Annotated in this window: 17 protein-coding genes; 8 read left to right on the forward strand and 9 right to left on the reverse strand. The window is 50.7% G+C overall.

Annotated features, from left to right (window positions below; genetic code table 11):
• Positions 1–78: 78 nt before the first annotated feature.
• On the reverse strand, positions 79–1,278 hold the full coding sequence (dinB, locus tag ACN0YR_RS23180; protein WP_417851590.1) for a DNA polymerase IV: 1,200 nt from the start codon (positions 1,276–1,278) through the stop codon (positions 79–81).
• Between the two features lie 178 nt (positions 1,279–1,456).
• Between dinB and ACN0YR_RS23185 the strand changes: the two genes are divergently transcribed.
• A complete protein-coding gene (locus ACN0YR_RS23185) occupies positions 1,457–3,259 on the forward strand; it encodes an ArnT family glycosyltransferase (RefSeq protein WP_417851591.1) in 1,803 nt (600 codons plus the stop codon).
• Positions 3,260–3,345: 86 nt separating this feature from the next.
• Here ACN0YR_RS23185 and ACN0YR_RS23190 read toward each other — a convergent pair whose 3' ends face one another.
• The 3 genes from ACN0YR_RS23190 to ACN0YR_RS23200 form a co-directional block, all read right to left on the reverse strand.
• On the reverse strand, positions 3,346–6,681 hold the full coding sequence (locus ACN0YR_RS23190) for an SNF2-related protein (protein WP_417851592.1): 3,336 nt from the start codon (positions 6,679–6,681) through the stop codon (positions 3,346–3,348).
• Positions 6,682–7,092: 411 nt separating this feature from the next.
• The gene (locus tag ACN0YR_RS23195; protein WP_417851593.1) at positions 7,093–7,938 is read right to left on the reverse strand and encodes an SDR family oxidoreductase; all 846 of its coding nucleotides are present in this window, start codon (positions 7,936–7,938) and stop codon (positions 7,093–7,095) included.
• Positions 7,939–8,017: 79 nt separating this feature from the next.
• Positions 8,018–9,124 (reverse strand): DUF2817 domain-containing protein, encoded by a 1,107-nt coding sequence (locus ACN0YR_RS23200; RefSeq protein ID WP_417851604.1) that lies wholly within the window; start codon positions 9,122–9,124, stop codon positions 8,018–8,020.
• A 53-nt stretch (positions 9,125–9,177) separates the two neighbouring features.
• Between ACN0YR_RS23200 and ACN0YR_RS23205 the strand changes: the two genes are divergently transcribed.
• The 3 genes from ACN0YR_RS23205 to ACN0YR_RS23215 all read left to right on the forward strand — a co-directional run bounded on the left by ACN0YR_RS23205 (position 9,178) and on the right by ACN0YR_RS23215 (position 12,588).
• Positions 9,178–10,536, forward strand: a complete 1,359-nt coding sequence (locus ACN0YR_RS23205; protein ID WP_417851594.1) for an SGNH/GDSL hydrolase family protein — start codon at positions 9,178–9,180, stop codon at positions 10,534–10,536.
• Between the two features lie 201 nt (positions 10,537–10,737).
• Entirely contained in the window at positions 10,738–11,868 is a 1,131-nt protein-coding gene (locus tag ACN0YR_RS23210; protein WP_417851595.1) for an FtsW/RodA/SpoVE family cell cycle protein, read from the forward strand.
• Positions 11,869–11,937: 69 nt separating this feature from the next.
• Entirely contained in the window at positions 11,938–12,588 is a 651-nt protein-coding gene (locus tag ACN0YR_RS23215) for a hypothetical protein (protein WP_417851596.1), read from the forward strand.
• 306 nt (positions 12,589–12,894) lie between these two features.
• On the opposite strand, the gene ACN0YR_RS23220 is transcribed toward ACN0YR_RS23215, so the two are convergent.
• On the reverse strand, positions 12,895–15,057 hold the full coding sequence (locus ACN0YR_RS23220) for a polyribonucleotide nucleotidyltransferase (protein ID WP_417851597.1): 2,163 nt from the start codon (positions 15,055–15,057) through the stop codon (positions 12,895–12,897).
• 661 nt (positions 15,058–15,718) lie between these two features.
• Entirely contained in the window at positions 15,719–15,988 is a 270-nt protein-coding gene (gene rpsO, locus ACN0YR_RS23225) for a 30S ribosomal protein S15 (RefSeq protein ID WP_145196603.1), read from the reverse strand.
• Between the two features lie 357 nt (positions 15,989–16,345).
• Between rpsO and ACN0YR_RS23230 the strand changes: the two genes are divergently transcribed.
• The 3 genes from ACN0YR_RS23230 (at position 16,346) to ACN0YR_RS23240 (ending at position 21,523) form a co-directional block, all read left to right on the forward strand.
• Positions 16,346–18,211 carry a vWA domain-containing protein gene (locus ACN0YR_RS23230; RefSeq protein ID WP_417851598.1) on the forward strand — a complete coding sequence of 622 codons (1,866 nt, stop codon included), beginning with the start codon at positions 16,346–16,348 and terminating at the stop codon, positions 18,209–18,211.
• Between the two features lie 174 nt (positions 18,212–18,385).
• The gene (locus tag ACN0YR_RS23235) at positions 18,386–20,266 is read left to right on the forward strand and encodes a vWA domain-containing protein (RefSeq protein WP_417851599.1); all 1,881 of its coding nucleotides are present in this window, start codon (positions 18,386–18,388) and stop codon (positions 20,264–20,266) included.
• Between the two features lie 243 nt (positions 20,267–20,509).
• Positions 20,510–21,523, forward strand: coding sequence for an aldose epimerase family protein (locus ACN0YR_RS23240; RefSeq protein ID WP_417851600.1), 1,014 nt, complete (start codon positions 20,510–20,512; stop codon positions 21,521–21,523).
• An 84-nt stretch (positions 21,524–21,607) separates the two neighbouring features.
• Here the strand turns inward: ACN0YR_RS23240 and ACN0YR_RS23245 are convergent, their stop codons facing one another.
• Together ACN0YR_RS23245 and hisF are read right to left on the reverse strand one after the other, a co-directional pair.
• Positions 21,608–21,856, reverse strand: a complete 249-nt coding sequence (locus ACN0YR_RS23245) for a hypothetical protein (protein WP_417851601.1) — start codon at positions 21,854–21,856, stop codon at positions 21,608–21,610.
• 19 nt (positions 21,857–21,875) lie between these two features.
• A complete protein-coding gene (hisF, locus tag ACN0YR_RS23250) occupies positions 21,876–22,745 on the reverse strand; it encodes an imidazole glycerol phosphate synthase subunit HisF (protein WP_417851602.1) in 870 nt (289 codons plus the stop codon).
• 467 nt (positions 22,746–23,212) lie between these two features.
• Here hisF and ACN0YR_RS23255 point away from each other — a divergent pair, with 467 nt between their 5' ends.
• Positions 23,213–24,802 carry a hypothetical protein gene (locus tag ACN0YR_RS23255; protein ID WP_417851603.1) on the forward strand — a complete coding sequence of 530 codons (1,590 nt, stop codon included), beginning with the start codon at positions 23,213–23,215 and terminating at the stop codon, positions 24,800–24,802.
• Positions 24,803–24,999: 197 nt separating this feature from the next.
• On the opposite strand, the gene ACN0YR_RS23260 is transcribed toward ACN0YR_RS23255, so the two are convergent.
• Positions 25,000–26,412: a peroxidase family protein gene (locus ACN0YR_RS23260; RefSeq protein ID WP_417851605.1), complete on the reverse strand. Its 1,413-nt coding sequence runs from the start codon at positions 26,410–26,412 to the stop codon at positions 25,000–25,002.
• Positions 26,413–26,439 lie beyond the last annotated feature (27 nt).

Raw genomic sequence — 26,439 nt, forward strand, 5'->3', positions numbered from 1 at the left:
AATCCGCAAACGAAAAACGAACCACAATAGACCTGTGATAGCGATGGCGAGTTTTTCTTAGGGCTGCGTGAGGAAGGGTTAAACATCCTCACGATTTTCGTGAGCCTTTGTCTTCGTAATGTCATGAAGCATACCGATTCCCCGGGCGAGAGAATTCAAACCAAACTTGTCCTGAATCTGGTCTGCGACAGAATCGAGCCGCTTTTGCTTGGAAGAATCTTCGTCAGCAAAGAGTGACTTCTGAACTTTCCCCGGTTGTTCGAAGTGGCTCGTCCCCACTCCAATCAGCCGGACGCCGTTGTGTCGTTCGGGAATTGCAGCTGCAATCATTCTCGAAACATGCGACCACAAAATCGCTGTCACGTTGGTCACATTTTCTAACGTGTAAGACCGTGTGATCGTTTTGAAGTTCGCAAAACGGACTTTCAGGTGAACTGTCCGTGCCAGCAATTTGTGTCGACGTAGACGCCGTGCAACTTGCTCGGTCAACTCCATCGCCCATGCGTTTATGGACTCCTGATCAAAAATGTCAATTTCGAAAGTTCGCTCGTGAGAGATGGACTTCGCTTCGCGATCAGGGACGACTTTGCGAGTATCGATGCCTCGGGCGAGTTTGTAGAAATGCTCTCCCTGCGAACCGAATTGAGACTGAAGCACTCGCAGGTCGAGTTCTCGTAAGTTTCGGATCGTCCGTATTCCCATCCTTTCGAACTGTGTGCCTGTCACTTTGCCAACGCCCCAAATCCGCCCAACGGGCAGAGGATCAAGAAACTCCTGGATGCGTTCGCCATCGACAATGACCAAAGCGTCTGGTTTCTCCAGATCACTGGCAATCTTGGCGAGAAACTTATTCGGAGCAACTCCCACCGACGCGACGAGTTGTGTTTCGCTGAAGATCTCAGTTTTGATTTTTTGAGCGATCTCGGGTCCGCTTCCGAAAAGGTTGCGACAGCCGGTCACATCCAGAAACGCCTCATCAAGAGAGAGCGGCTCGACCAATGGGGTGTAATGAAAGAAAATCTCACGGATTTTTCGGGAGACCTGCGCATAGAGATCAATTCGAGGAGGAATGGAAATGAGTTCCGGACAACGCCGAAAAGCTTCGCGAGCAGGCATGGCACTATGAATGCCGTACTTTCTCGCCTCGTAATTTGCAGCTGCCACAACACCACGACTCTCTTTGGTTCCACCAACAATCAGTGGTTTCCCTTGAAGCTCAGGTCGATTCCGCTCTTCAACAGAAGCGTAAAACGCATCCATATCGACATGCAGAATCATGGCACCAATTCCTGAATCAAGGTTTATCTTCTGTGAGTCGACTCACTCAATTTTGAGAAGTATACGCCTGATCACATTCTTTGCAAAATAGGTATTGAGAGACCTCTTTAATACGAACTATAACTTGTCACCCTCGATCTGTCTTGGGGCGAAAACTGTTGAAGTGCAAAGGATTGCAATGAGCCGGACTGTTCGTGACCTGGTGATCATTCTCACGATCACGAGTTGTTGTTTCTTTTTGAATCTTGGCGGCACACATTTGTGGGATCGCGATGAACCTCGCAATGCCGGCTGTGCTGCGGAAATGCTCGCTGCCAGCGACTGGATCGTTCCGACCTTTAATGCCGAACTTCGAGAGCATAAGCCAGCGCTGACGTACTGGTTTATGATGTTGTCTTACATGGTCTTCGGAGTGACTGAGTTCGGGGCCCGGTTTCCGTCAGCGATGTTTGGAGTTGGGACAACACTGCTGACATACTTCATGGGGCGAAGACTCTTTCGTCCCTCTGTCGGACTTTGGGCAGCGATTGCGATCTCGACGACGATGATGTTCGGAGTCGCATCGCGCGCATCCACTCCCGACGCCCCACTGATTTTCTTTTCAACACTTGCTTTGGCGATCTATGTTTGGGGAACAACAACTCCTGACAGAACCGGTGAACAAACCGGGAAATTCGTTTCTCTGTTTCCTCAAAACTGGGGAGTCGCTGCGCTTCTGTATTCAGTCATGGGGCTCGCGGTTCTCGCAAAAGGTCCGATTGGCCTGGTTCTCCCCACAGCCGTTATCGGCATGTTTCTATTGATTAAACGTCTTCCGGTGCGCGAGCAGGCAACAAACTCCCCGACAACATGGTGGTCGCGAATCATCGTGATGGTTCGACCTTTTGCACCGATTCATTTTCTAAAAACATGCTGGTCGATGCGCCCCGTTACAGCGATCGCCGCTGTTCTGGTGATCGCATTGCCCTGGTACATTCTGGTTCACCTCAAAACGGATGGAGAATGGACGTACGGCTTTTTCGTGAAACATAATGTCGGACGTGCAATGAACGCGATGGACGGGCATCGTGGAAATTTCCTGTTCTACCCGCTCGCCTTAATTGCTGGCTTTTTTCCCTGGTCAATCTTTTGGATTCCGACACTTTTAGATGGCATTAAACAGCTGAAGGGGAATTCAAAGTGGAGTGATGGATACCTGTTTGCCTTTTGCTGGGTTGGCGTCTATCTGGCTCTGTTTTCGCTCGCGAAAACCAAACTCCCAAGTTACATCACTCCATGCTATCCGGGGGGCGCACTCGCTGTTGGACTCTTTGTTGATCGCTGGGTGAGCGGAGAATTCGAACTTGCAAAAATTTGGCCGCGATTGGCGTTTGGCTCACTGATCGCCGTCGGTTTAGGAGTGCTGGTTGTCATTCCAATCTTGGCAAACATCTATGTTCCCGATGAAGTTGTCCTTGGTCTCTTGGGATTCATCCCACTCGTTGGTGGGATCGTTGCATTGCTGGCAGCTGAGAAACATCAGATACGTCAAGCAGTTTATACAACAGCCATCACCGCATTCTTGATGTCTCCAGCGATCTTCGCATTCGCAGCCGATGAGATCGACGAACATCGACAGGTCGACGCTCTCGTCGAGATGATGTATCAGGGGAAGGATGTCAACGAAATCGATTTGGTGAGTTTTTCCAGCACTGAAGCGAGTTGGGTCTTTTATGCTCGCCAGCCGATCGAAGAATATGTCGACCCACAAGAGGCATCCAAAGTGCTGATGACCAGAGCGGTCTCTGGCCCGCCGCGAGTGCTTGTTACGACGAGAACACGAATGAGCAAACTCAAGCCGTTCCTGAACAGTAATGACATTTCAGTTCAGCAACTCCCTTACTTCATGGAGGGGACTGATATCGTTGTGGTCCGCCCCAAAGCCAAGATCAGACAAGTCTCAGCAACAGTCGGCTCGACAACACCAGAGCCGGTTCAATAGCACAAGCCTGTTGCATAAAAATTCCCAGCAGACTTGCAATGAAGTCTGCTGGGAAACGAATTCTTTGAATGGCGAAGACCTGCTCGTTACGAGAGCAGCATTTCCAGGTCTTCCGCTGTCAAATCGGTTAAAGGAGTGTTTTCGCCTTCGAGGATGGCATCGGCCAGTTCTCGTTTCTTCTTTTGAAGTTCGAGAATCTTCTCTTCGACGGTATCCCGACAGATGAGTCGGTACGCAAACACCTGATTTGTCTGTCCAACGCGGTGTGCCCGGTCGATCGCTTGCGCTTCGACAGCAGGATTCCACCACGGGTCGAGCAGGAACACATATTCGGCAGCTGTCAGGTTGAGACCCAAACCACCTGCCTTCAGCGAAATCAGGAAGACCTTTGTGTCATCATCATTCTGGAACTGATCGACAACCTGTTTCCGTTTTCGTGTTTGCCCATCCAGGTACGCATACTTCACACCTTTCTCGTCGAGATGCTTCTTGACGATGGACAGCATGCTCGTGAACTGCGAGAAGACCAGCGACTTGTGTCCTTCTTCGATGAGTTCTTCAAGCTGCGGAATGAGGGTGTCAAGTTTGGCGTATCCATCATCCTCGCTTCCACGATCAAGCAGAGCAGGGTGGCACGCCGCCTGACGCAGTCGAAGCAGTGCTTCGAGAACATGCATGCGAGTTTTGCCCATCCCCTGTTCCTTGACGAGGCCAAGCAGTGAGTCTCGGTAGTGGTCGCGGAGTTCGGAGTACAGTTCCTGCTGGCGTTTTCCCATGCTGCAGTAAATTGTTTCTTCGAATTTTTCCGGCAAGTCCTTCGCAACTTCGCCTTTTGTACGACGCAGGACGAACGGCCGAACACCTGCGGAGATCAGCTGACGTGATTTTGCATTCGCAGCATCGGTCGCATGAGTTTTGAAGATGGAGCTGCGCCCGAGCATCCCGGGGTTCAGGAACTCGAAGATTGACCACAAGTCACCGAGGTGGTTTTCAATTGGAGTTCCCGAGAGGGCGACACGATGGTTGGCCTTCAAGAGTCGTGATGCTTTCGCAGCCTGAGACGACGCATTCTTAATTGTCTGTGCTTCGTCGAGCACAACGTAGTCAAACTCCTGATCTTTCACTTCCATGATATCGCGACGCAAGGTTCCGTAAGTCGTCAGGACGATATCTGTTTTCGGAATATCCGCAAAGCGGCTCGAACGTTCGGGGCCGGTGTATTCCAGAAACGTTAAGCCCGGTGCGAACTTTTGAATTTCTTGAACCCAGTTGAACATCAACGATTTCGGAACAACGACCAGTGACGGAAGTTTTTTCTTTCGCGTGGCGGCTCGTTCCTGGAACAGTGCCAGCATCTGGACTGTTTTTCCCAATCCCATATCGTCCGCCAGACAACCACCAAAGTGGTAGTCTTGAAGGAAGTGCAGCCAGCCCAAGCCTTCACGTTGATACGGACGAAGCTCTCCACCGAAGTTCTCGGGTTCTACACGTTCCTCGACACCATCAAAGGCGGCCAGCTTCGCTTTGAGTTCGAGATACTTCTCGTCAAAGTCCACAAATTCCTGGGCAGACAAGAGAGCGTCAACGATTCCAATTTGAGTTGTCGAGAACTTCAAGCCCTCTTCGTCGATCGTTCCCAGACCTGCCAGAATTCCGTACTGCTGCAACCACTCTTCCGGGAGGATTCCAAGTGATCCATCGTCGAGACGGATTGTTTGATCTCCCCGTGTTAAAGCTGCAAGGAGCTCGGGGAAGTTGGCTTTCCGGCCTTCAAAGTCGACATCTGCTGTCAACTCGAACCAATCAATTCCTGAGCGAACATTGAACTTCACCGATGCCGGCTGACGAACTTCTTTTCCATCGGCATGGACTTGCCATCCATCGGAAACCAGTTCACGAACCGAGCGCCCCAGTTCGCTGACCGGGATGTCAACGTCGTGAGCACTCTGGCGGTGATCCACCAGTCGGCGGAAGCCAAGCTCGTTCAGTTTTGACCAATACTCGAATTCCAACTCCTGATTTCTCAGCAGGCAGCGGCCTTCTTCTCTCTGAACAATCGCCCACTGCACGTTCGAGGCAGCGACACTTGTTCCGAGGTATTCGAATTCGATTTTTCCTTGAATCCGCTCGTGTCGCCAACCCCGTTTGCGCGGTGATCGAAAGACGAGTCTGGGGATTGGGTCAGGACGGACTTCTTCAAGCTGTAATGACTCTGGAAGATCCAGCTGAGGGAGAACCGGCATGTCGAGTAACCAGTCGACAAGATCCTGCTCTTCGCCATCTTTGGCACTGAGTTGATGCTCGCCTAACAGCATCGGAACCCAGTCGTAGGCTCCGAAATCTTCCAACTGATAGATTGCCTCGTTGGTCGCGACGAGTCCCCCCGGCAGAACGAGTTCGCACTCGGACAATTGCATTTTGTCCTCGCCCCGGCGAACTTCTCCTTTGAGTTGCCACGTCCCTTCTTCGTCATCCTGCCCGAGAACAAGACAAAGCTTCCACGCTTCGGACTCATCCCAAACCAGGGGAGTCCAGTCTTTCTCCGGGCTATTCAGATAACGGAGGCGTGCAGATTTTGACATCAACGGGAGAATCAAACTACAGAGTTCGTAAGGAACGCGGTAGCGAAAGATTGACGTTTGAAATTCCGCCTGCTGCGCCATCCAGCCAGTTCGCTCTGGAGTTCCGCCTGCTAGGAAAGCGAGAATGCGGCGGTCGTCGGCGTGTTCAATTTCTTCGAGACGGTTTGGCCTCAACTTGAGTGGTTTCAGCTTTCCCCATTGACCGTTACTTCGTCGTTGACGCTGAGATGTTTGAATGACAAGTTGCTGAGCTTTTTGGCTTTCAACGATATCGATTTCGAAGAAGATTTCTCGCTCACGCGATTCCGCCGTTGATCCCGATTGAGAAGATCCGGGCATCTCGGAGCGGAGTGACTGGAGCTTAACTTCCCAGTCGCGCAACTGCCTTTTGGAGGGCTTTGCAGATGTTGTCGTCGTCGCTGTCGTCGTAGAAGAAGAAGACGATGAAGATTTAAACAACTCCAGAGAGTCGAACTCGTCTTCGATTTCTTCAATCAGGTGTGATGGAGTATAGGTGGTGTCCGCTGCGAATGGCGGAATGTTGCCAGCGCGCGGAACTCCGGTCAGATACTCACCCTCGTCGACCGAAAGAATCGTAGCCCACAAGTGTTTACAGGCTGGTTCTTTAGCTTGTGCATCACCGACGCACGAGCAGAACATCCGCAACTCACCTTCCTGGCGGCTCAGATGTGTTTGATATTCGACTCCATCACGGACAATGCCATGCAGATCATCCGGTGAGACGCGTGCAATCGAGACTCGTTCTGCCTGAATATAGGCTTGTCCACGAAAGCGGATGTCTCCACGAAAACGACTTTCAAGAAGCTGTGCCAACGACACAAACGCCTCCTTGCCTTGGTATTTTAATGTCGAGCGAACATGCAAACCACGATCTGCAAACCTCGACGAAAATGAAAAATCAGAAAGGAACGCCCAAAATTTGGAGCGCATCCTACAAGCCTAATCGAATCGCACGACCCATTGCCAGAGAGCGCTCACGGGAATTTCACGATTCCCAAGAGTTCGCAAAGATGCGAACTTCAAAATCGGAGTTCACTGATTTGAACTCAGACACAATACTCGCGATCGATTACTTCGGAGCAAGTCTACTTGAGTCTTCAGCGTATTCTATGGTAACCAAACTTCCGCGGCAATGAAGCAAAAAAACGACTCCGCAAAGACAACACTGTGAAATGGCAGTTGAATCCAACGGCCAATCCGCCGCCGCAGTGCTCTGCGTTGAACTTCGTTTTATTCAATGCTCACAGGAATCCCATCCTGAATTGTCGGTCGCAGTAACTTCACTCCTAACTCATTTCGAATTCGTAAACTGTCACAACGTTTTCCAAAGTCTGCTGACGGCTCGTCTGGCATAACCGGGGCAGGGGTCTGGAGGTGTTTTGCCAACTCCGAATAAAACTCGAAGCGGCGATTCGGTCGCTCATCGCTGAGCAGATAGAGAGAGGAGGAAGGGGTTCCGCTCGCTAAAATGAATAAAACTTGCAGGATGTCGTCGACATGAATCAGGTTCAGCCACCCATCAGGGTTGCCTGAAATTGGTTTCTGTCCGCGTAATTGTTCTTTACGACCGATCAAACGCCCGGGGCCGTAAATTCCCGAGAGGCGTACGATTGTTGCATCACGATTTAGGTTGCGAGCGTAGACTTCATTGACAACTGCTTCTGCGTCGAGGCAAATCTGTCCACTCTCATTCGCTGGTTCGCAGGGTGTCTCTTCATTAACCCAATCACCGGTTGATTCGCCGTAGACACTCGTGCTGGAAACATAGATCAATCGCGGGATTCGATCAGCGATTTCACTCAGAACATTTTTCAATCCCGAGACATAGACGTCCCGTTTGTTCTCATTTGCACTTCGATCATACCCGACTGCATAAAGGCACAGGTCCGCTTGCGGTAATGCTTGCAACGACTTCGGCTCGAGAACATTCCCGATGACAGGTCGGATGCCAGCCAACTGCAAGGCTTCAGCGCGTTTCTGACTGCGAGTGAGTGCAGTCACTTGCCAACCACGCTCTACCGCCTGCTTTGCGAACCGCTCACCTACATACCCACAACCAATAATTAACACATGCATTGAAACTCACTTTGGAAATTGAGCGTGACTTCACGCATCAAGTCTGGAACGCGACTCATTTGTCTTTCAACCATGAATCTTACGCATTGCCCCACGTTTTGACGATCCGCTGGAGGACAGCATCCGCAGAATTCAAAACAGTTTTCCGCCAGGATTCTCCTGAAGGACAGAATGCCTCTCTGAGTTTCTGTTTCGCTGCTTGAAATGTTTTTGAACCTCGGTCTCCCCAATGATAGGCAGCGTTCTCTGCTCGTAAAGCTGCCAAAACTGAAATTGAGTGCGATGTTCCAAACTCCCAGCAGAGGGAAATCGCTGCGGGATGCTGATGGCGAATCCAGTGAGAGAGACTCCCTCGCGCGTTATAGGCCGATCCCAACTGCTGAGCGGGAAGGTTCGCTCCCAGAGACTTGTTCAACCAGTTCCGCTCTTTGGCGGCGAGTTCGTAGTCCAGCAAATACTCGAACGCACCACGTTTCCCGAGCCCAGAATGCAGGTCCAGATGTAGAACCGCCTCAGCGGACTGGAATTCCGGGAGGATTTGCGATTCAAAAAATCGCATCGTTTCAGCTGGTTCGCTTCCGCCATAAAACAGACCTAACGGAAAATCGTACTGGCCTTCGGCAATCGCCTGTTTCAAATTTCCCAGACCATATCGCATCGCTTTGGCAATGGCTTGCAATTGTGCCGGAAGCTCACGTTTCGGCCAGGACTTTGGATTCAGGAAGGGATCGAGTTTTCGGTAAAATTCATGCGAGCCTTCATAGAGCTCGCCAGTGATCAAGAAGTTGCGGTTGAGGTCAATGTTCGACTGGTCCATACGCCGAGATCGTGCGAATCCAAACGGGTTCAACGCATGCACAAGAACGATTTCAAGTCCACTTTGGGCGAACTTCTTCGCTTGGAGATTTTGCAGTGCTTGCAACTGGATTGCCGATCCAAAATAACCTTCGACGCCATGCAGGCCGGAACTGATAATGAGCCTTCTATCAGGTGATTCAGCACCAATACGAGCGACGTCCGTCCAGAGTTCTTCATCTCTCCCACCTTCGCGAGGGTGAGAACTTAGCGACCATCCCCGCTCTTTGGCTGTTTCGCAAAATCGCTCCCGTGCAGTGATGTAGTCCGCAGAAAATTGAGATTGGATGGTCAGAGCGTTGCTCCCTCTGATAGAAATTGAAACACCGATTTGACTACTATCACGCTAGGTAAATTTTCGTCAATCATACAGGACTCGATCACATGCGTAAGTTCCTTCTTTCATTGACCCTCTTGGCGATGGTGAATGGCCATCTCGCAGCTCAGGAAGCCGAGCCGGTCCAATTCGCAAAACCGCTCGCTCAACTGGAACTCCAGGATGGTGATTCCATTGTCTTCCTGGGAGACAGCATCACACATCAACGCCTCTACACGCAATACGTTGAGGATTATTTCTATACGCGGTTCCCGGAAATGCGGCTCAAAATTCACAACTCTGGAGTTGGGGGCGCACGTGCATGGGACGCCTTGCAACGATTTGACGATGACGTCGCTGCTTACAAACCGAAGTACGTTACAGTTTTGCTGGGGATGAACGATGGAACCTACGTTCCTTACCATGACGAAACATTTCAAACGTACCGACAGGACATGATCAATGTTGTCGACCGGATTCAGGACATTGGAGCGACTCCAATTTTGATGACGCCGACCATGTTCGATGCCCGCGCTGCTCGACTGAACCCGCGCCGGAAACGCGATCCCGACGCAACAGCTCTCTACAATTCCGTGCTGGCCTACTACGGAACATGGTGCCAGGAGATCGCCACAGAACGGGGGCTGGGCTTCGTTGATATGTGGTCACCGCTGAATCAAATCACGTTCAATCAACGGAAAACAGATCCCAACTTCACCCTCATTGCTGACGCCGTTCATCCAGGAGCTGCAGGGCAAGTGGTGATGGCGACCGCCATGATCGACAACCTGGGACTTCCACGACGTGTCTCGAATATCAAAATCTCCAAAGCTGCCAACGGCGACTGGGCAGCGAAGGTGACTGGGGGAGAAATTACCGAAATCAAAGAAACAGAGGACGGCATATCCTTTCATTGGGAAGCTGATTCACTCCCGTGGGTCCTTCCGGAAGAAGCTGCAGAAGGTGTCAAACTGACACGCCTGGGACATCGCCTCAGCGGGGAAATGCTCGAAGTCCACGGACTCAACCCGGGAAAATACGACCTTCTCATCGATGGCCAAAAGGTCGGAACGTATGACTCGACAGCTTTAGGTCGACATATCGAATTGCAAGGCAATGCGAAGACACCCCAATACCAGCAAGCGCTCGCCGTTGCGATGAAGAATAAAGAACGCAACGAAACCGTTATTGGGGAGTTGCGGAAGGAATGGCTTGGTTTTCAGCGATATGCCCGAACCAGAAGAAGTGCTGAAGCGGCTCCAGATAATGAGCAACTCCAGAAGCAGCTGAAAGTTCAAGAAGCTGGTGTCGAGGGGATCGTCGAACGGTCTGCAAAGCTAACAGCTGATGCGACGGCTCTCGAAGACGAAATCTTTGAGATGAACACTCCGCCAAAGCGAGAATACGTCCTCAAATTGGCGAACTGATCTTTTCCGATTCTGCATTAACCGCCTAAACTTACAGTCCCGAAGACAAAATGTTTTCGGGGCTGTTTTTGTTGTTGCGAAGAAAGATGTACGGATTCTGTCTCGCGGAGATGTGCAATTTGCCACATGAGAAGCACTCTTTGCGGGAATATCATTGCGGCCTGTGAAAACTCCTCACACACTTAACTCCTGACTTTCCAGATGCATCACGGAAGAAGCATTCCCTGGACTCTCGTCGCCGTTCCGATCATCACCCTGCTTTTGTTGTTGCTGGGGATTTCGGGAATCGGTCGTGGAGACGAACTTGCAAGTGCAGGGGTGTACGCACCTCGTCAGGTAATGTGGCTGTTCTTTGCAGCCGCTGCGATGGTTGCCAGTTTGGTTGTTCCTTTTCGGCAGCTGAAAGAGTGGGCTTACCCAGCTCTCATTTGCACGATCGTCATGTTGGTCGCGGTTTACTTCTTCCCTCCTCGCAACGGAGCCCGACGCTGGATTCCACTCGGATTCATGTATTTGCAGCCTTCAGAGCTTGCCAAAGTCGCCTACGTTCTGGCGATCAGCCGTTACCTGATGTTCCGTGAAAATCATCGAACCGTTGTTGGATTGATCGTTCCTTTTCTGATGACCTGTGTCCCCGTAATTCTCATCCTTCGCGAACCTGATCTGGGGACTTCGTTACTCCTGTTTCCAGTGCTGTTTGCGGTGTTGTTTGCAGCGGGGGCCAGGTTTCGACATCTCTTAACAACAGTGATCGCTGGGGTATTGATCCTGCCGATGCTCTGGTCTGTCATGAGTGTTGAGCAGAAGTCTCGCGTGACAGCAGTCTTCCGGCAACGTGACTCAGGCTCACCACAAACCGGTGATGGCTATCACTTGTGGCAATCGAAGCAAATGCTCGCACTAGGCGGAAAATGGGGGAGTTCCGTCGACGGGATGCCGCTTGACGACCCGGCTGCTTATCGGCTTCCCGCCGGACGAACCGACTTCGTTTACTGCCTGATCGGTGAAAAGTGGGGGCTTCCGGGGACACTGGGAGTGCTGGCACTTTTTGCAGCGTTCTGTTTATGCGGACTCCACATCGCAGCGAAGACACGTGACCCGTTTGGTCGGCTTGTTGCAACGGGAATCGTCGCCATGATCGGGACGCAGGCACTCTTTAACATGGCAATGACCGTCGGTCTGGCGCCCATTACCGGACTGACACTACCGCTCCTCAGCTATGGTGGTTCATCTTTAGTGACGACATGTCTGAGCATCGGTCTCCTCGCCAACATCGCCCTTCGCCCCGGCTACGACCTCGCCGGCCAACCGTTTCAGTTCGATGGAAAATGAGTCCCTGAGGAATTGACAAGTTGAGTTTCTATGAATCGTTCCTGTAGAAGTGAGTAGAACGACAGCTCTATGAAGCACCAACGCCTGACACTGAAAAGGCAACGAGTACAGCCGACGGATGCGACCGGTTGCGGCTGGGCATTTTTCGCGTTGTTGTTCGCGATCTTCTTTGGTCAGTTTTCAGTTTGGGGCGGAGTTCTGCTGTTGCTCACCATCCCATTCTGCCTGATCTGGCAAGTCTGGAGGTGGGTTGCTCTCTGGAAGGTTCACCAAGCTGTCTTGAAATGGTGCAAAGAGCATTATCCTGATGCTGGAGGGTCGCCCATCGTGGATTTGATGTTTGCGATCACAGAAGAGACTTCAGTTCCAATCGAGTCGATGCAACCAACAACATCGCTCGACTCACTGAACTCTGAGCTAAAACTGTTCGATGAGGAGATCGCTGAACGATTCACTCGGCAAAACCAAGAGATCCCGGACGATTTTCTACAAGAGTACTACGAACTTGAAATTGGTATCGATTTCGAAACTGAACAGAGTGAAATCGAGAATGTCACGCTCGATCAAGTTCGAAACGAACTCCGCCTCAACTTGATCTTTGGGCTGCTCCATGATGCCCGAATTCTGGATCTGAATGCAGAAGATTTCGAGGGTGCAACTCTGGGACAGTTAGTTCAATTTGTGGTCACCGAGACACGACGTAAGCAGATTCGAACCTGATGGTGACGTTCAGCCTCGTGGGGTGCGGCTCATAGAGTCGGGGAAGGGGACTTCACGGGCACAAGAAGCATTGAAAATGCTCTTGCAGATTCGAACTTGATGTTGGCGTTCAGCCTCGTGGGGTGCAGCTCATAGAGTCGAGGAAGGAGACTTCACGGGCACAAAAAGCATTGGAAATGCTCTTGCTGCATAAAAAAAGCCGAGGGGATAAATCCCCTCGGCTGAAACATATTCATGATTTATTCATCGTGAAAAAGCCACGTTACTTCTGAAAGTGGCAGCGGCTCATTTCACGAGGCGTTTGGATTATTCCTCTTCGCCATCGTAATCGTCGTCGTCTTCGTCATCACTTTCGTCTTCGCTGTCGGTGAGACCTTGCTCAGCGAGAACAGCTTTGCGAGAGAGTTTGACGCGGTTTTGGTCATCGACAGCAATCACTTTGACATCAATCGCTTCGCCAACTTTAACGACATCGGCAACAGATTTCACGAACCCGTCTGAGAGTTCGCTGATGTGCAGCAGGCCATCTTTTCCAGGTGCGATTTCAACGAAGGCTCCGAAGTCTTTGATCGAACTTACAGTTCCGCTGTAAATTCGGCCGACTTTGATCTCTTCGGTGAGTGCTTCGATGTGAGCGAGTGCTCCTGAACAAACTTCTTTGCTGTTTCCAGAAATCGTGATTGTTCCATCGTCGACAATGTCGATTTGAGCTCCGGTGCTCTCCTGAATCGCGCGGATTGTTTTGCCGCTTGGTCCGATCACAAGGCCAATTTTCTCTGGATTGATCTTGGTCGTAACGATACGAGGTGCTGAATCGGGAAGTTCCGGACGAGGACGACGAATCGTGGAGAGCATGGTTCGCAGCAGTTCTCGGCGGGCAATTTTCGCCTGCTCGAGGGTCTTGCGAATAATCTCTTCGTTGATCCCGTCGATCTTGAGGTCCAATTGAATCCCGGTGATTCCTTTTTGTGACCCGGCGACTTTGAAGTCCATGTCACCGAAGTGATCTTCGTCACCGATGATGTCGGTCAACAAAACGTAATCATCACCCTCTTTGATGACACCGACTGAGATTCCAGCAACCGGTTGGCTGATTGGAACACCAGCTGCCATCAGTCCCAATGTCGCACTGCAAACCGATGCCATCGAGCTCGATCCATTTGATTCGAGGATGTCGGAGATGATGCGAATCGTGTATGGGAAGGCTTCTTTCTTCGGGAGCACTGGAACGATTGAACGCTCAGCCAATGCACCGTGACCGATTTCACGTCGACCCGGTCCACGAATCGGACGGCATTCGCCAACGGAGAATGATGGGAAGTTGTAGTGCAGGTAGAAACTCTGACTGGTTTCGTCAAAGAGCCCATCCACACGTTGCTCGTCGCGAACGGTTCCGAGAACAACTGTTGCCAACGATTGCGTTTCGCCACGTGTGAACAGGGCTGAACCGTGAACAACCGGAAGTAAGTCGACTTCACAGTCAATTTGACGCAAGTCTTCTGTTCCACGACCATCGAGGCGTTTGCCTGCCATGGTCAACGAGCGGCAAGCTTTCATGTCGATTTGGTAGAAGGCTTCCTTCAGATCGCCAAGCGTTCGGCCATCTTCAAGTTCTGTTTCATCACCGGGGAAATACTTCTCGATGACTGCGTCACGGACAGCTTTTGTCGCTGCTGAGCGTTCTACTTTTTTGGTGTTCTGACGAGCCTCTTTGATTTTTCCGGAGAATTCTTTCTCTACAATCGAGAGCCATGGATTCTCTGGTGGAGCTTCGTAGTCGAAAGGCTCGATACCGGCCTTTTTGAAGAGTTCAGTTTGCATTTTGCAAATTTCGATGACCGCTTTGTGCCCGAACATGAGGGCGTCGACCATCTGGTCTTCAGGGATCTGATCTCCGAAGCCTTCGATCATCAAAACGGACTCTTTGCTTCCCGCCATGACAAGGTCGAGGTCAGACTCTTTCATTTGCTCCACAGTCGGGAACAGAATGAATTCGTCGTCGATCATCCCGACGCGAACACCTGCAATTGGTCCCTGGAATGGAAGGGGAGAGACGCCCAAGGCTGCGGAACCACCAGTGATGGCCCATACATCGGGATCATTTTCTCCGTCGCAAGACATCACGTTGATCATGACCTGCACTTCGTCGCGAAACATCTTCGGGAAGAGCGGGCGTAATGGACGGTCGGTCAATCGGCAGGTGAGAATTTCACGTTGTGTTGGTCGACCTTCGCGTTTGAGGAATCCCCCGGGAAATTTTCCGGCAGCTGCGAATCTTTCGCGATAATCAATCGTCAAAGGGAAGAAGTCTGTCCCTGGTCGAGATGGCCCTGTTTGTGAAGCGATGAAGAGAGAGGTGTCGCCGTATTGAAGAAGAATCGACCCGCTTGCCTGCTTGGCAAGCTGACCGGTGGTCAACGTCAGTGTCCGGCCGGCAATTTCTTTTGAAACCTGAACTTTTTTACTCACAATATTTTCCTACTAGTGCGGATTTGTGAATGGTGTAGCACGCAGAACTTTAAGAAACGCTGCGCAATCAAAACCGCGGGTGCAAAATGAATTAGCAAAATGCTAAAAACAACAAAAACAATACAGAAATTACGATTGATTTCTTTGAGAAATACAGATCGTGCTTCTCGAACAGGGGAGCATCACGGCTGACCTAAAGCGAACGTTGCCAAAATATTCTGCCCTCTGATTCCGGGCTTGTTCCCGGTTGGACCTGAAGTGACACGACTCTCGAAGTCTTCCACAGACTCACTCACCTGCTCATCAAACGTCGCTGAAGCCAACTCAGCCTTGAATGTGAATGCTAGAGTCTTTCCAGCTCTTTCCTTGCCAGTGAAGATCGTTTTACGACTTCATTGACTGTTCGTCACGAGTGCGGAAAGCCAAAACAAGTGCTGAAATCGCTTTAGACGCTTCACGAAAGTGATGATCATTGAATTCGGAGAATCGAAAAAAGCCCTGCCACGAAAATCGTGTCAAGGCTCATCGGTTGCTCAATCAATCAGATGGTTCAACATCTGATACACAAACTTCTTGTCCGAATTGCAGACCATAAAAATCCCTTACCAGCAGACATCCCGGGACCAGTAACGACCTGACTCGGACACGTCTTGAACTGGGGCTACTTGCGGATTCCCAAGCGGGTGATCAGGTCAACATAACGACCTGGGTCTCTTTTCTTGACATAATCCAGAAGACGACGACGACGGCTAACCATCATCAACAAACCTTTGCGGCCTGCATGATCCTTGTTGTGCTCTCGCAAGTGCTCAGTCAACGCATTGATACGATGAGTAAGCACAGCAATCTGCACATCCGGTGAACCAGTATCGGTACTGGAGTTCTGGAACTCGCTGACCAGTTCCGTTTTACGTTCTTTCGTAATTGACATTCCACTCGGCTCCTACGCCGCTTTTGCCACCGGTGTGGCAAACTCTCTATTGAAATAACTGTTTTTCAAACAAGTTGGGGACTTTATCAGCTTTTGAGACCAAATCAAGAGTCCCGGCAAACGCTCTCGGTCAAAAAATCAGGTTGAATCAATTTGATGTCACGAAAACCCCGGATTTCGAAGAATGTTTTCAAGCTGAGAGTGGTAATTATTAATAGGGGATGGTTTGCCTGTACAGGTGCATCCACTCATTGGGGAAGATTTGATTGAATACCGATCGATTTTCACCTATGATATCAAGCTCGAGGTGAATGACCTCAGATTCTGTACTCTCTTGAGAAATAAGGGGTTTCGACGATGTCGAAAGCAATGCGAGATATGCCTGCTTGGGGTATCAGCCTGGTGATCAACCTGTCGATCCTTGCTGCCTTCAATTATATCGTCCTGGAGTCTCAGAAAGACCTCGACAGCACGACGATCACCAGTGTGGTCGACGACAAATTGCAGGAAGAAGAACTCCGGTTCAATGAAACTGCGATGGATCAGGTCGGAACCGACGGAACTGGCGTGAGCATGTCGCCATCCTTGCAGGTTGCGACCGCTGTTGCTGATAAGGCAGAATCGCGGGAGCAGGAATTCGACGAGGTCTTTAATCCAGAACTTCGCGATTTTGCCAGCGAATCCATTGATCACACATCAGAAGATCTTGCTCAGGAATTCGAAAACAAAGGGACCAGCGACAAGGTTGAAGGTGGCGTCGAAGGAGCTTTGGATCGTGCTGCCTATGAAATTCGCAACTCTTTGCGGTCTCGCAAGACAATGGTCATTTGGCTGTTCGATGCATCTGGCTCTCTTGATGAACGCCGGGAAGCGGTCGCCAATCGCTTCGACAACATCTACAAGCAGGTTGGTGAAACGGGCGACACCGATTCTCTATACACTGTCATCGCTTCGTTCGGCGAAAAAGCAAATCTTCACACACCAGAGCCACTTCAAGACTCTGCTAAATTGAGCGAAATTGTTCGCAAGGAGATCAAGAAGGACGAGTCCGGAAAGGAAATGGTCTTTTCAGCCGCCAAGATGACCCTGGAGAAATTCCAGAACTGGCATCGCAGCAAAGGCCCCTGGAACAAGCTCGTTTTCATCATTACAGATGAAAAAGGGGATGACGCGGACCAATACCTTGAAAGCGTCATCACACTTGGGAAACGAACGAACACACGCTTCTTTACCATCGGAAACGCAGCCATCTTCGGTCAGCTGAAAGGCTACGTGGAGTACACATTTGAAGATGGGTATGTTGACTATCTGCCTGTAGATCAAGGACCGGAAAGTGCGTTCCCTGATGCCGTTCAACTCCCATTCATTGGAAGTGGACAAGACTGGAAGCTGAAGCAGATGTCTTCGAGTTATGGGCCATACGCCTTGACTCGCCTCTGTGCAGAAACCGGTGGAATGTACTTGATCACTCAGGAAACACGCGGATACAACTTCGATCGGGCAATCATGAGAAGATACGCTCCTGATTATCGTCCTGTTCGCGTCATCAAACAAGAAATCGCCAAGAATGGAGCGAAACGGGCATTGGTGAATGTTGCAGAAATGACATATCGCTCAAGCTCACCGATTCCGGAGCTGACATTCCGTGGCTACAACGACAACATTCTCCGTACTGATATCACGGAAGCTCAAAAACCCGTTGCTGAAATCGACTACGAATTAAAACGTCTCTACGATGGTCTCAGTACCGGAACTAAAGATCGAGACGCTTTGCGAGAACCTCGATGGCAGGCCGCCTTTGACCTTGCAATGGGACGTATTCTGGCAATGCGTGTCCGGTACTTTGGTTACAACACCATGCTGGCAAACATGCGTGTCACGCCGAAGCCATTTGCAGATGAGAAAAGCAACATGTGGCGACTTGTCCCTTCAGATGAAATTCTGACAGGACCGGAAATGCGAAAAGCTGCCGCGTCCGCCAAGGAATACCTTAAGCGAGTCATTGACGATCACCCCGGAACTCCCTGGGCGATGCTCGCGACCAGAGAACTCGAAATGGACTTGGGTTGGTCTTGGGAAGAGTACAGCGAAGCAATTCCCGGTTCAAACGGAATGCTCCGTGCAAATCAGGAAGAAGTCGCCCGACTCCTCCTCGCCGATGAAGAACGCCGAGAAGTCGCTCGGCAAAAAGCTGCCAAACCACGCGCAAGACCGAAACTGTAAATTCGCTTGAACTCTCGCTCTGAAGGTTCAACCTCTTACCTAAATCTCTCAGCTGCCGTACAATCTGGAGAGGACGTCTGCATGGAAGCATGTCCTGTCATTCGTTTTCATTAAAAGCTATCGTTTGGGCCACCTGAATGTTGGACTGATATTTCAATTGATTTGAGACATGACATGCTCGGAAAAAGTGCTCCCCCAATTATTATTTCCATTGTTGTCCATGCAGCACTGCTTGGCGCAATGGCATTTTATAAGCTTCAACTCAACGACGAGTCTGATGTCGTCGCTGTTGAAACTGTCATTGCGGACGAGCGTGATCAGCAGGAGTTTGAGCAAGAGCTGACAACGGACATGAACGTCTCTGAGAATCTGTCCGTACAGTCCGGCGGGATGGTCACAACGAATCTTGGCTCAGCTGCCGCTTCGCCAGTCGCTCAGACGAAAATTGAAGCCTCTGAGGCCCTGAAGGACCCAGAGATCAACGTCACCACGATTGCTGATATCTCACTCCCCGGTCTAGGCGAAATTGCAGTCGATTTGGGGGAAGGCGAAGTCTCCGGGGAAGTCGGAGCACGGGTTGAAGGGTACGGGGCAGCGATGCACCGGATCACTCTTGAACTGACTCGCATGATGAAAAAGCAGCCCGTCATGGCAGTCTGGCTTTTCGATGCATCAAGCAGCCTTGCCGACGACCGTGAAGAGATTCAAAACAACTTCGATAAAATTTACGAAGAGCTCGACATCGCCAAGAAGCAAGCGACTTCGGGCAAACAGCGTTACGCTGCACTTGAGACAATGATTGCCAGCTTCGGAGAAAAAACTTACCCACATCTGAAGAAGCCGACGGGCGATCTAGATGAAATTCGTAAAGCGATTGGTGAGATCAAAGAAGATCCAACCGGAAAAGAAAATATGTATACCGCGATTGCGGGTGCAATCGACCAGTACTCTGTTGGGGCCAAACGATCGGATCGTAAGCTCGCCATCATTGTCGTCACAGATGAAACCGGTGACGACGAAGCGATGCTCGAAGAAGTTATTGCGAAAGCAGAACGTGCTGGCTCCCCAGTCTACTTCCTCAGCCGCGAGGCGATCTTTGGGTATCCTTACGCACAAGTTCGCTGGGTCGACGAAGAATCCAAACTGCCATTCTGGATTCGAGTTGATCGCGGACCAGAAACCGCCTTCCCGGAATGTTTGCAGTACGATGGATTCCACCGTCGTTGGGATTCCGCATCAAGTGGGTTTGGACCTTATGGGCAAGTCCGCCTTGCCAAGAGATCTGGGGGGATTTTCTTCCTGCTCAACAGTGAAGAGAAGAACATGACTGGTGCTTTGGCGCAAACACAGAGAAAGTTTGACGATCTCGCCATGAAAGAGTACGAACCTTTGCTGTTGTCTCGCCGAGACTACGAGGCATCGCGAAACAAAAGTGAATTCCGCAAAACGATCTGGCAGGTCATTGTCGCCCTCAACCCGCACGCAGGGTATGACCCTCAACTCAATATCCGTCATGATCACTACCCTATGGATATTGCTGAATTCAAAGCTGAAGGAAAGATCCAGTTCGACAAGGTCGTTCGAGCAATGGCCAAAGTCCAGGAAGGGGTCAATCGACTCGAAAAGGTAAAGTCACTTCGAGAAGAGGAACGAGAGCCACGTTGGCGCGCGGCTTACGATTTAGCTTACGCTCAGCTCCTGTGCTATCGAGTTCGTCAGTTCCAATACCTGCTTGCTCTCGACAAGCATGTAAAAGAGAACCCGAAGCCCAAAGACCCGAAGGACAATGAGTGGATCAAGGCATACACCAAGAATATGCTTCCACCTGATGAGCAACAGGTGAAGGCGACGAAGGTTGACATGGAAGAGCTCGAGAAGCAAAAAGCTCTTGCTTTCAAAATGTACGATCTGGTGATCAAAGAGCATCCAGGCACTCCTTGGGCACAACGTGCTCAGGCAGAAAAAAGTTGGGGGTTTGGAGTAAAATTCGAGAGTCGGTACTGGAGCCCCAGGTACGATGATCCGAAAGTCCAGGCTCGTGTTCCAAAGTTTTAATGGTGTCGTCCTCGACAAAATACTAACGACCGAAGAAACTCTCTTCGGTCGTTTTTTTGTTCCAATTCATTGTGTGATTTCGAGCATCGAGGTGCATCTCCAACACCACGATGTGAATTTTCTAGAGCAGTTTGCTCTATCATGTACCCGTGAAGAACGCGTTTCATTCGAAAAGTTGCTGCTCGCCACGAGGCAGATCGCGAATGCCAATTCGAAAAATGCTATAAAGGATTGAGGAGACCAATGCCTGATAACTGGACAACAGTCGGACAAACGCAGGACGGCCAGGAATATGGACGTCTTCAGCTGCAAAATGAATATCTCCGTGTGAATCTGACCAATGCCGGGGCGTCGGTCGTGTCAGTTGAAGCTCCTGACAAAGCAGGGAACTGGGCAAACATCACAGTCACGGCTCCTGATCTCGAATACTATCTGTCGAACCCGTCATCTCTTGGAGCCACTCCGGGACGCTTCGCAAATCGAATCGCCCGTGGGCAATTTGAACTCGACGGAAAGACTTACAACCTTGCGATCAACAACGGTCCCAACCACTTGCATGGTGGAACCAAGGGGTTCGCGAAGAAAGTCTGGCAGCTACTTAACCCGCAGCAAGATCAGGTCACGTTTCGTCTCGTCAGCCCTGATGGAGATGAAGGCTACCCGGGAGAACTCACTGTCGATGTCGTGTATCGTCTTGATGGACACGACCTTGTCATGGAATACAGTGCAACAACAGACGCCCCGACTGTGCTCAACCTGACGAATCATACTTATTGGAATCTCTCAGGCGATGGGGAGGTGTATGATCATGTCCTCAAGCTGTACGCGGATCGAGTCCTGGAGAACGACGCCGACGTCCTTCCGACTGGAAAGGTTCTTGATGTTGCAGAGACTCCCTTCGATTTCCGATCTCCAAAACGCATTGGGGAAGACATCGACAAGGTCGGCAATGGGTACGACAACTGCTTCCTGATTAACCGTTGGAATCAGTCACTCAAACTTGCGGCTGAAGTTAGCGATCCACATTCCGGACGCACGATGAAAGTGCTCACCACCGAGCCAGGCGTTCAGCTCTACACCGCTAACCATTTCAACAAGAGTGAAGCGACAGCGGGGAAAGATCGGCACACCAGTTTTTGTCTGGAATGCCAACACCTTCCCGACACTCCTAACCACAAGCACTTCCCGACAACAGTCCTTCGCCCCGGCGAGACCTATTCGCAACAAACGGTTTACCGCTTTGGCATCGTCGAATAGAACTGTTTACTACGAGGCGGAACTGCAAAGCCAATTCGAAAAATTTGAGAGTGCAGCGACCTGTGTCTCGGTAGCTGACAGAACTTATTGGTTCCAGCCTTCCACGTAATCGTCGCTAAAGAGAAGTTGAAGACGTTCTGCGCGGTCGTCGCCTTCGCTGGCGACGATTTGAATCGCGTCCGCAAGCTGTTTCATTCGTGAATCGTTTTGGACATCACTTGCTCCGTCCGCCCGATGAATTCGGTCCAGCGCGGCTGCCAGATTCAGAAGCTCACAGCGCATCTCGAGAAATTGACGTTCAAAGATATCTTGAGCAGATTGCAAACTTGGCATCGGATTCTCCTGTCAGTGATTATTCTGCTTTGGAAGATGCTGCCTGTTCGACCATGCGAACAGTCACACCTTGCTGAGCCATATATTCTTTTGTTTCCTGAATTGTGAACTCACCGTAATGGAAGATGCTCGCAGCCAGTGCCGCACTCGCACCACCTGCGGTGACTGCATCACATAGATGCTGAGGATGTCCGGCTCCACCGCTGGCAATGACCGGAATGTTCACAGCCTCGGAAACGGCTTTCGTGATCTCGATATCGAAACCATCCTTCGTGCCGTCGGCATCCATGCTCGTCAGGACCAATTCTCCAGCTCCCAGACGCTCTACTTCTTTCGCCCATTCAACAGCATCAAGCCCCGTCGGCTTCCGACCTCCATTGACGTGGACGTCCCAATAGACTTGCTCGCCCTCGCCGTTCTTGCCCGGTCTCGGTCGGACTCTCAGGTGCTCAGGGACTGATTCGGGGATTGTAGCCCCTGCAACCGGGACTCTTTTGGGGTCGATGTTGACGACGATGCACTGGCTCCCAAATCGCAGGGCCGCCTCCTTGACGAAGTTTGGATCAGTGACAGCTGCACTGTTAATTGAAACTTTGTCGCACCCGGCACTCAGTAGCTTTCGAATATCATCAAGTGTGCGAATCCCTCCACCGACAGTCAGCGGCATGAAGACGACTTCACTTGTGCGAGCGACTACGTCGAGAATGATATCCCGTTCTTCGTGGCTGGCGGTGATATCAAGGAAAACAAGTTCGTCAGCCCCCTCATTTTCATATCGAGCAGCGATATCCACCGGGTCTCCAGCATCGCGCAGGTTGAGAAAGTTCACACCTTTCACAACTCGGCCAGCGTGAACGTCTAAACAGGGAATGATTCGCTTCGCCAACATAATGTGATCTCAGCAGGGAGTGATCGTTTTGTGAAGGACCGATTCGAAAACCAATTTCGTAAGACAGCGCGCAAATATGTGCGATTTTCCACATAAAAGCACTCTCTACGAGCACAAGGAGCACGGAAGTGTTCTAGAACTGGTCTCAAAACTTGCTGTTCACTTCTCCGGCACAGAGAAAGGTTGCAATTCCATAGGTTTTGAGACTGCTTCTAGCGAATGGCTTAAGTTCCGAGACCAAGTTCGACTTTTCGGATCAGTACCAAAGTTTGTCCAGAACAGTCATGATATTCTTCAATGCCTTAAATCACAACGAATGATAAAATTGACGCTTTATGGTTGAGTCTGCATACTGACACTTCGGCTGAGACTCACCCTGCAGCAAATCCGATATTGGTCTTTACAGCAGCACCAGCATTTAAAATGCTTGAGACCGATAAATCCCAGAGATGAATAAGGAAAGTTTGATGTTCGACCCGGCGATGTTTCAACGCAGTGCAGATGTTCGCGGTGTTTACCCAAACCAGATCAATGAAGAACTTGCCTGGCTCTCCGGAAAGTATCTCGTTCGCAGCTTGCGAAAAACGTTGGGGGAAGATTCTACGCCCGGGATTCTCGTTGGTCGAGATGGAAGGACGTCATCGCCAGCTATTTATGCTGCTCTGATTCAAGGGATCTCCGCTGAGGGAGGACGTCCGATCGCCAGTGGGCTTGCCACGACCGACATGATTCAATGGGGAGTCGGGGAGGGGACATGCGGTGCTCATGCCGGAGTCATGATCACTGCTTCTCACAACCCAGCTGAGTACAACGGCATTAAAAGTGTTTTCAAAAATAAAGAGACCGGCGGGGTGGACCTTATGCGTCCGTCCGATCATCTTGCTCCACAATTTGAAGAAGATGGCGACGACGGCTCCGCGACCGACTCAGTGACTGCACCGTTTCCAACAGCTGGCAAGATGAGTCTTCAAGAAGATTTTGTGGAAGCCGCTTTGTCTCGCTCGGACCGCCTGGGCGACTCCTCCGGGAAAATCGTCCTCGATCCCGGGAATGGAGTCGGCGGATTGTTTCGGCCACTCCTGAAAACAGCCCTGGAACGACGCGGTGCAAAAGTTGAGTTGCTCGCAGTGGCTGAGCAGATCGATGGTCGATTTCCTACGCGCCCATCCAATCCCGGCCTGCCAGGAGCGGTTGCGTTGTTGCAAGAAACTGTCATCGCAGAAGGGGCTGCTTTCGGGGCTGCCTTCGATGGCGATGCCGACCGAGTCTTCCTGGTTGATGAATGGGGTCAGTTCGTTTCGGGGTCGGTCATGCTGGCTGCCTTAGCCAAAAACATGGTCGAAAAGAACAATAACAGTGGGACCGTAGTCTACTCGGCAGTCTCTTCGTGGATTGTTCCAGAAACAGTTCGCGCCGCAGGAGGGCAGCCGATTCTCTCCCGCGTTGGTCAAGACGCTGCCAAGGTTGCACTCGCAAAAACAAAAGCAGTTTTCGGTGGTGAATCGTCCGCTCACTACAACTTCCCCGACACATACTGTTTAGACTCTGGGTTGTTTGCGATGGTCACGTTCTGGGACATGCTTCTTGAATCCGGACTGAGTTGCTCGCAACTCCTCGGGCAACTCAAGCCATGGCCGAATAGCGGAGAGGTCAACCTCCGAGTTGAATGTGCCGATTGGAAATCGATGAGTACCGAAGTCATTGCCGCGATCAAAACGGAATTCAGCGATGACTCAAAAAACAGCTACGTGCTCGATATCGACGGCGTAAGTGTCTTCAATCCAAGAGTCCCTGAATACGCAACCACGGACGACGTCTTCACAATCGACCAACAGGGTGACCCGACCGGACGGATCTATCGACAGGTTGAGGATTACACTCCTGATTGGTGGTTCAATGTTCGAGCATCCAATAACGAACCGTTGCTACGGTTGAACTTCGAATCCCGAGACGGCTCTGAAGTCGCTGGACGAACTTACTCACTGATCTCCAGAATCCGTGAACTCTGCGGCGATCGAGCCAAAATTTCTGTCCAGGATTGGGGAAACCTGAAGTAACAAGAGCAAAGTCAATTTTGGACTTCACACGCATTGCCTGTGCTGAAACTCCTTTAGCCGGACACTTGAAGTGTCCGGCTTAAGGAATAAAGGATATCGTATTCGCCTTTGGTCTCCTGACGTTGTCGGTCAGTTCAAACGCTTCTGAAAAAGTTGAACGACCCTTCCCATCGAACCGTTTCATTTTGTTAACAAATTTACTTCTTCTTTGAGTCGCTCTTGCGACGGTTGTCATTTCGCGGAGAGTGGTTGTCTTCGTTGTCTGGGTTTGGTGAGGTCCCGGAATCGGTATCACTCACCAGGAGATTTGTGCGAGCAAAAAGACTGATAAGACTATCGTTTTCATCTCCCAATGCGATTACAACATCGTTGAGTTCAACTCCCATGAGGACAACGCGATCATCGCCTCCGCCAAAGTCGACGCAGAGGTTCGGTTTGCGACCTGCCGGAATGGTGACAGTTGTTTCGCCGTTCACCAGACTTCCATCGCTTGCAATGATGGTGATTCCGAACTCCGATTCTATCACCATAACGGAGTTGTTTTCTCGATTTCCGGTCATGTGAATTCGATTGCTTTGGTCATCAAACTCCACAAGTATATCGCTCTCCTCCATCGTACCTGTGAAAAACGGATTGACAGAAGTCTTGCGAACAGTCGTGTTCGCGAGGACAACTTTTCGCAGCGAAATGTTGTCCAGATCGATTATCGCTTCAACCAACGATGACTTCAGATCGGGATCGTTTGTATGATAGAACTCATCTGCTGACTGAAGACGGGAAAACTGATCGAGCAGGACTGTCCGGATGAGTAACCCAGTGCTCCCCCCGGAGACATGATCCTCTGCCAGTCCACCAACCCAGGCATCCACGTTATCAACGGTTCCATACAAGTTTTCTAACTCCGTTTGTATAGTGGCGTCGCTTGTTATTTCAGCGAATTCTGTCACGCGAGAGAGGCCAAAAGCTTCCCGCATTGAGTTGTAGTCGGAGAGACCATGGTCTCGACCTCGCTGGATATTGAGTGCCGCCAAATCGAATCCTCCAGATCCCGCAGGACCAAACAGGAACGTTCGCAAATCGCTGACGACTTTCGTGTCGATTTCCTGGCAAGGGCTCAGCGGCAGGCCGGCAAGAAGTTGATCGACATTTGCAGGATTGTCCATCAGAAAGGTCGGATTGAAAAACGCTTCGGAGAGACTCATTGTACCGCTTTCACCAACCTCGATATTCGTCGACAGCATACTGTGCCCGAAGCGATAACATGCTGTCGCAAATTCGGTCGATATCGAAGGGACCGACGGAGAGGCGACGGGATTCAAAGCTGCCCCTTCGCCAAGCAGGGCAGGGATGAATTCGTTGTATGAAATCTGCTGCAATTCCGCCTGAACGATTTTCCTCGCTAATTGATAAATTTGCTCGTCGCTGGCATCAGGATCGAGCAACTTAATGAGATAACACAACCGATTGTGCTCTCGGATGAAGAGTGTGTGCAGCGAGGTCAAAACAACATTTTCGTTTCCACGAATATCACCAACGAGAAAACCTCCTGGGGCACCCGCATTAGAGCATCTTTCTTTTAGTTTTTCAGTAGATTTGAGGTGATTGGTGATTTAGTCTATTGGTTGTGTGGGGCTCGC

Origin of the sequence: Thalassoglobus sp. (assembly GCF_048270125.1) — a bacterium.
Classification (GTDB): domain Bacteria; phylum Planctomycetota; class Planctomycetia; order Planctomycetales; family Planctomycetaceae; genus Thalassoglobus.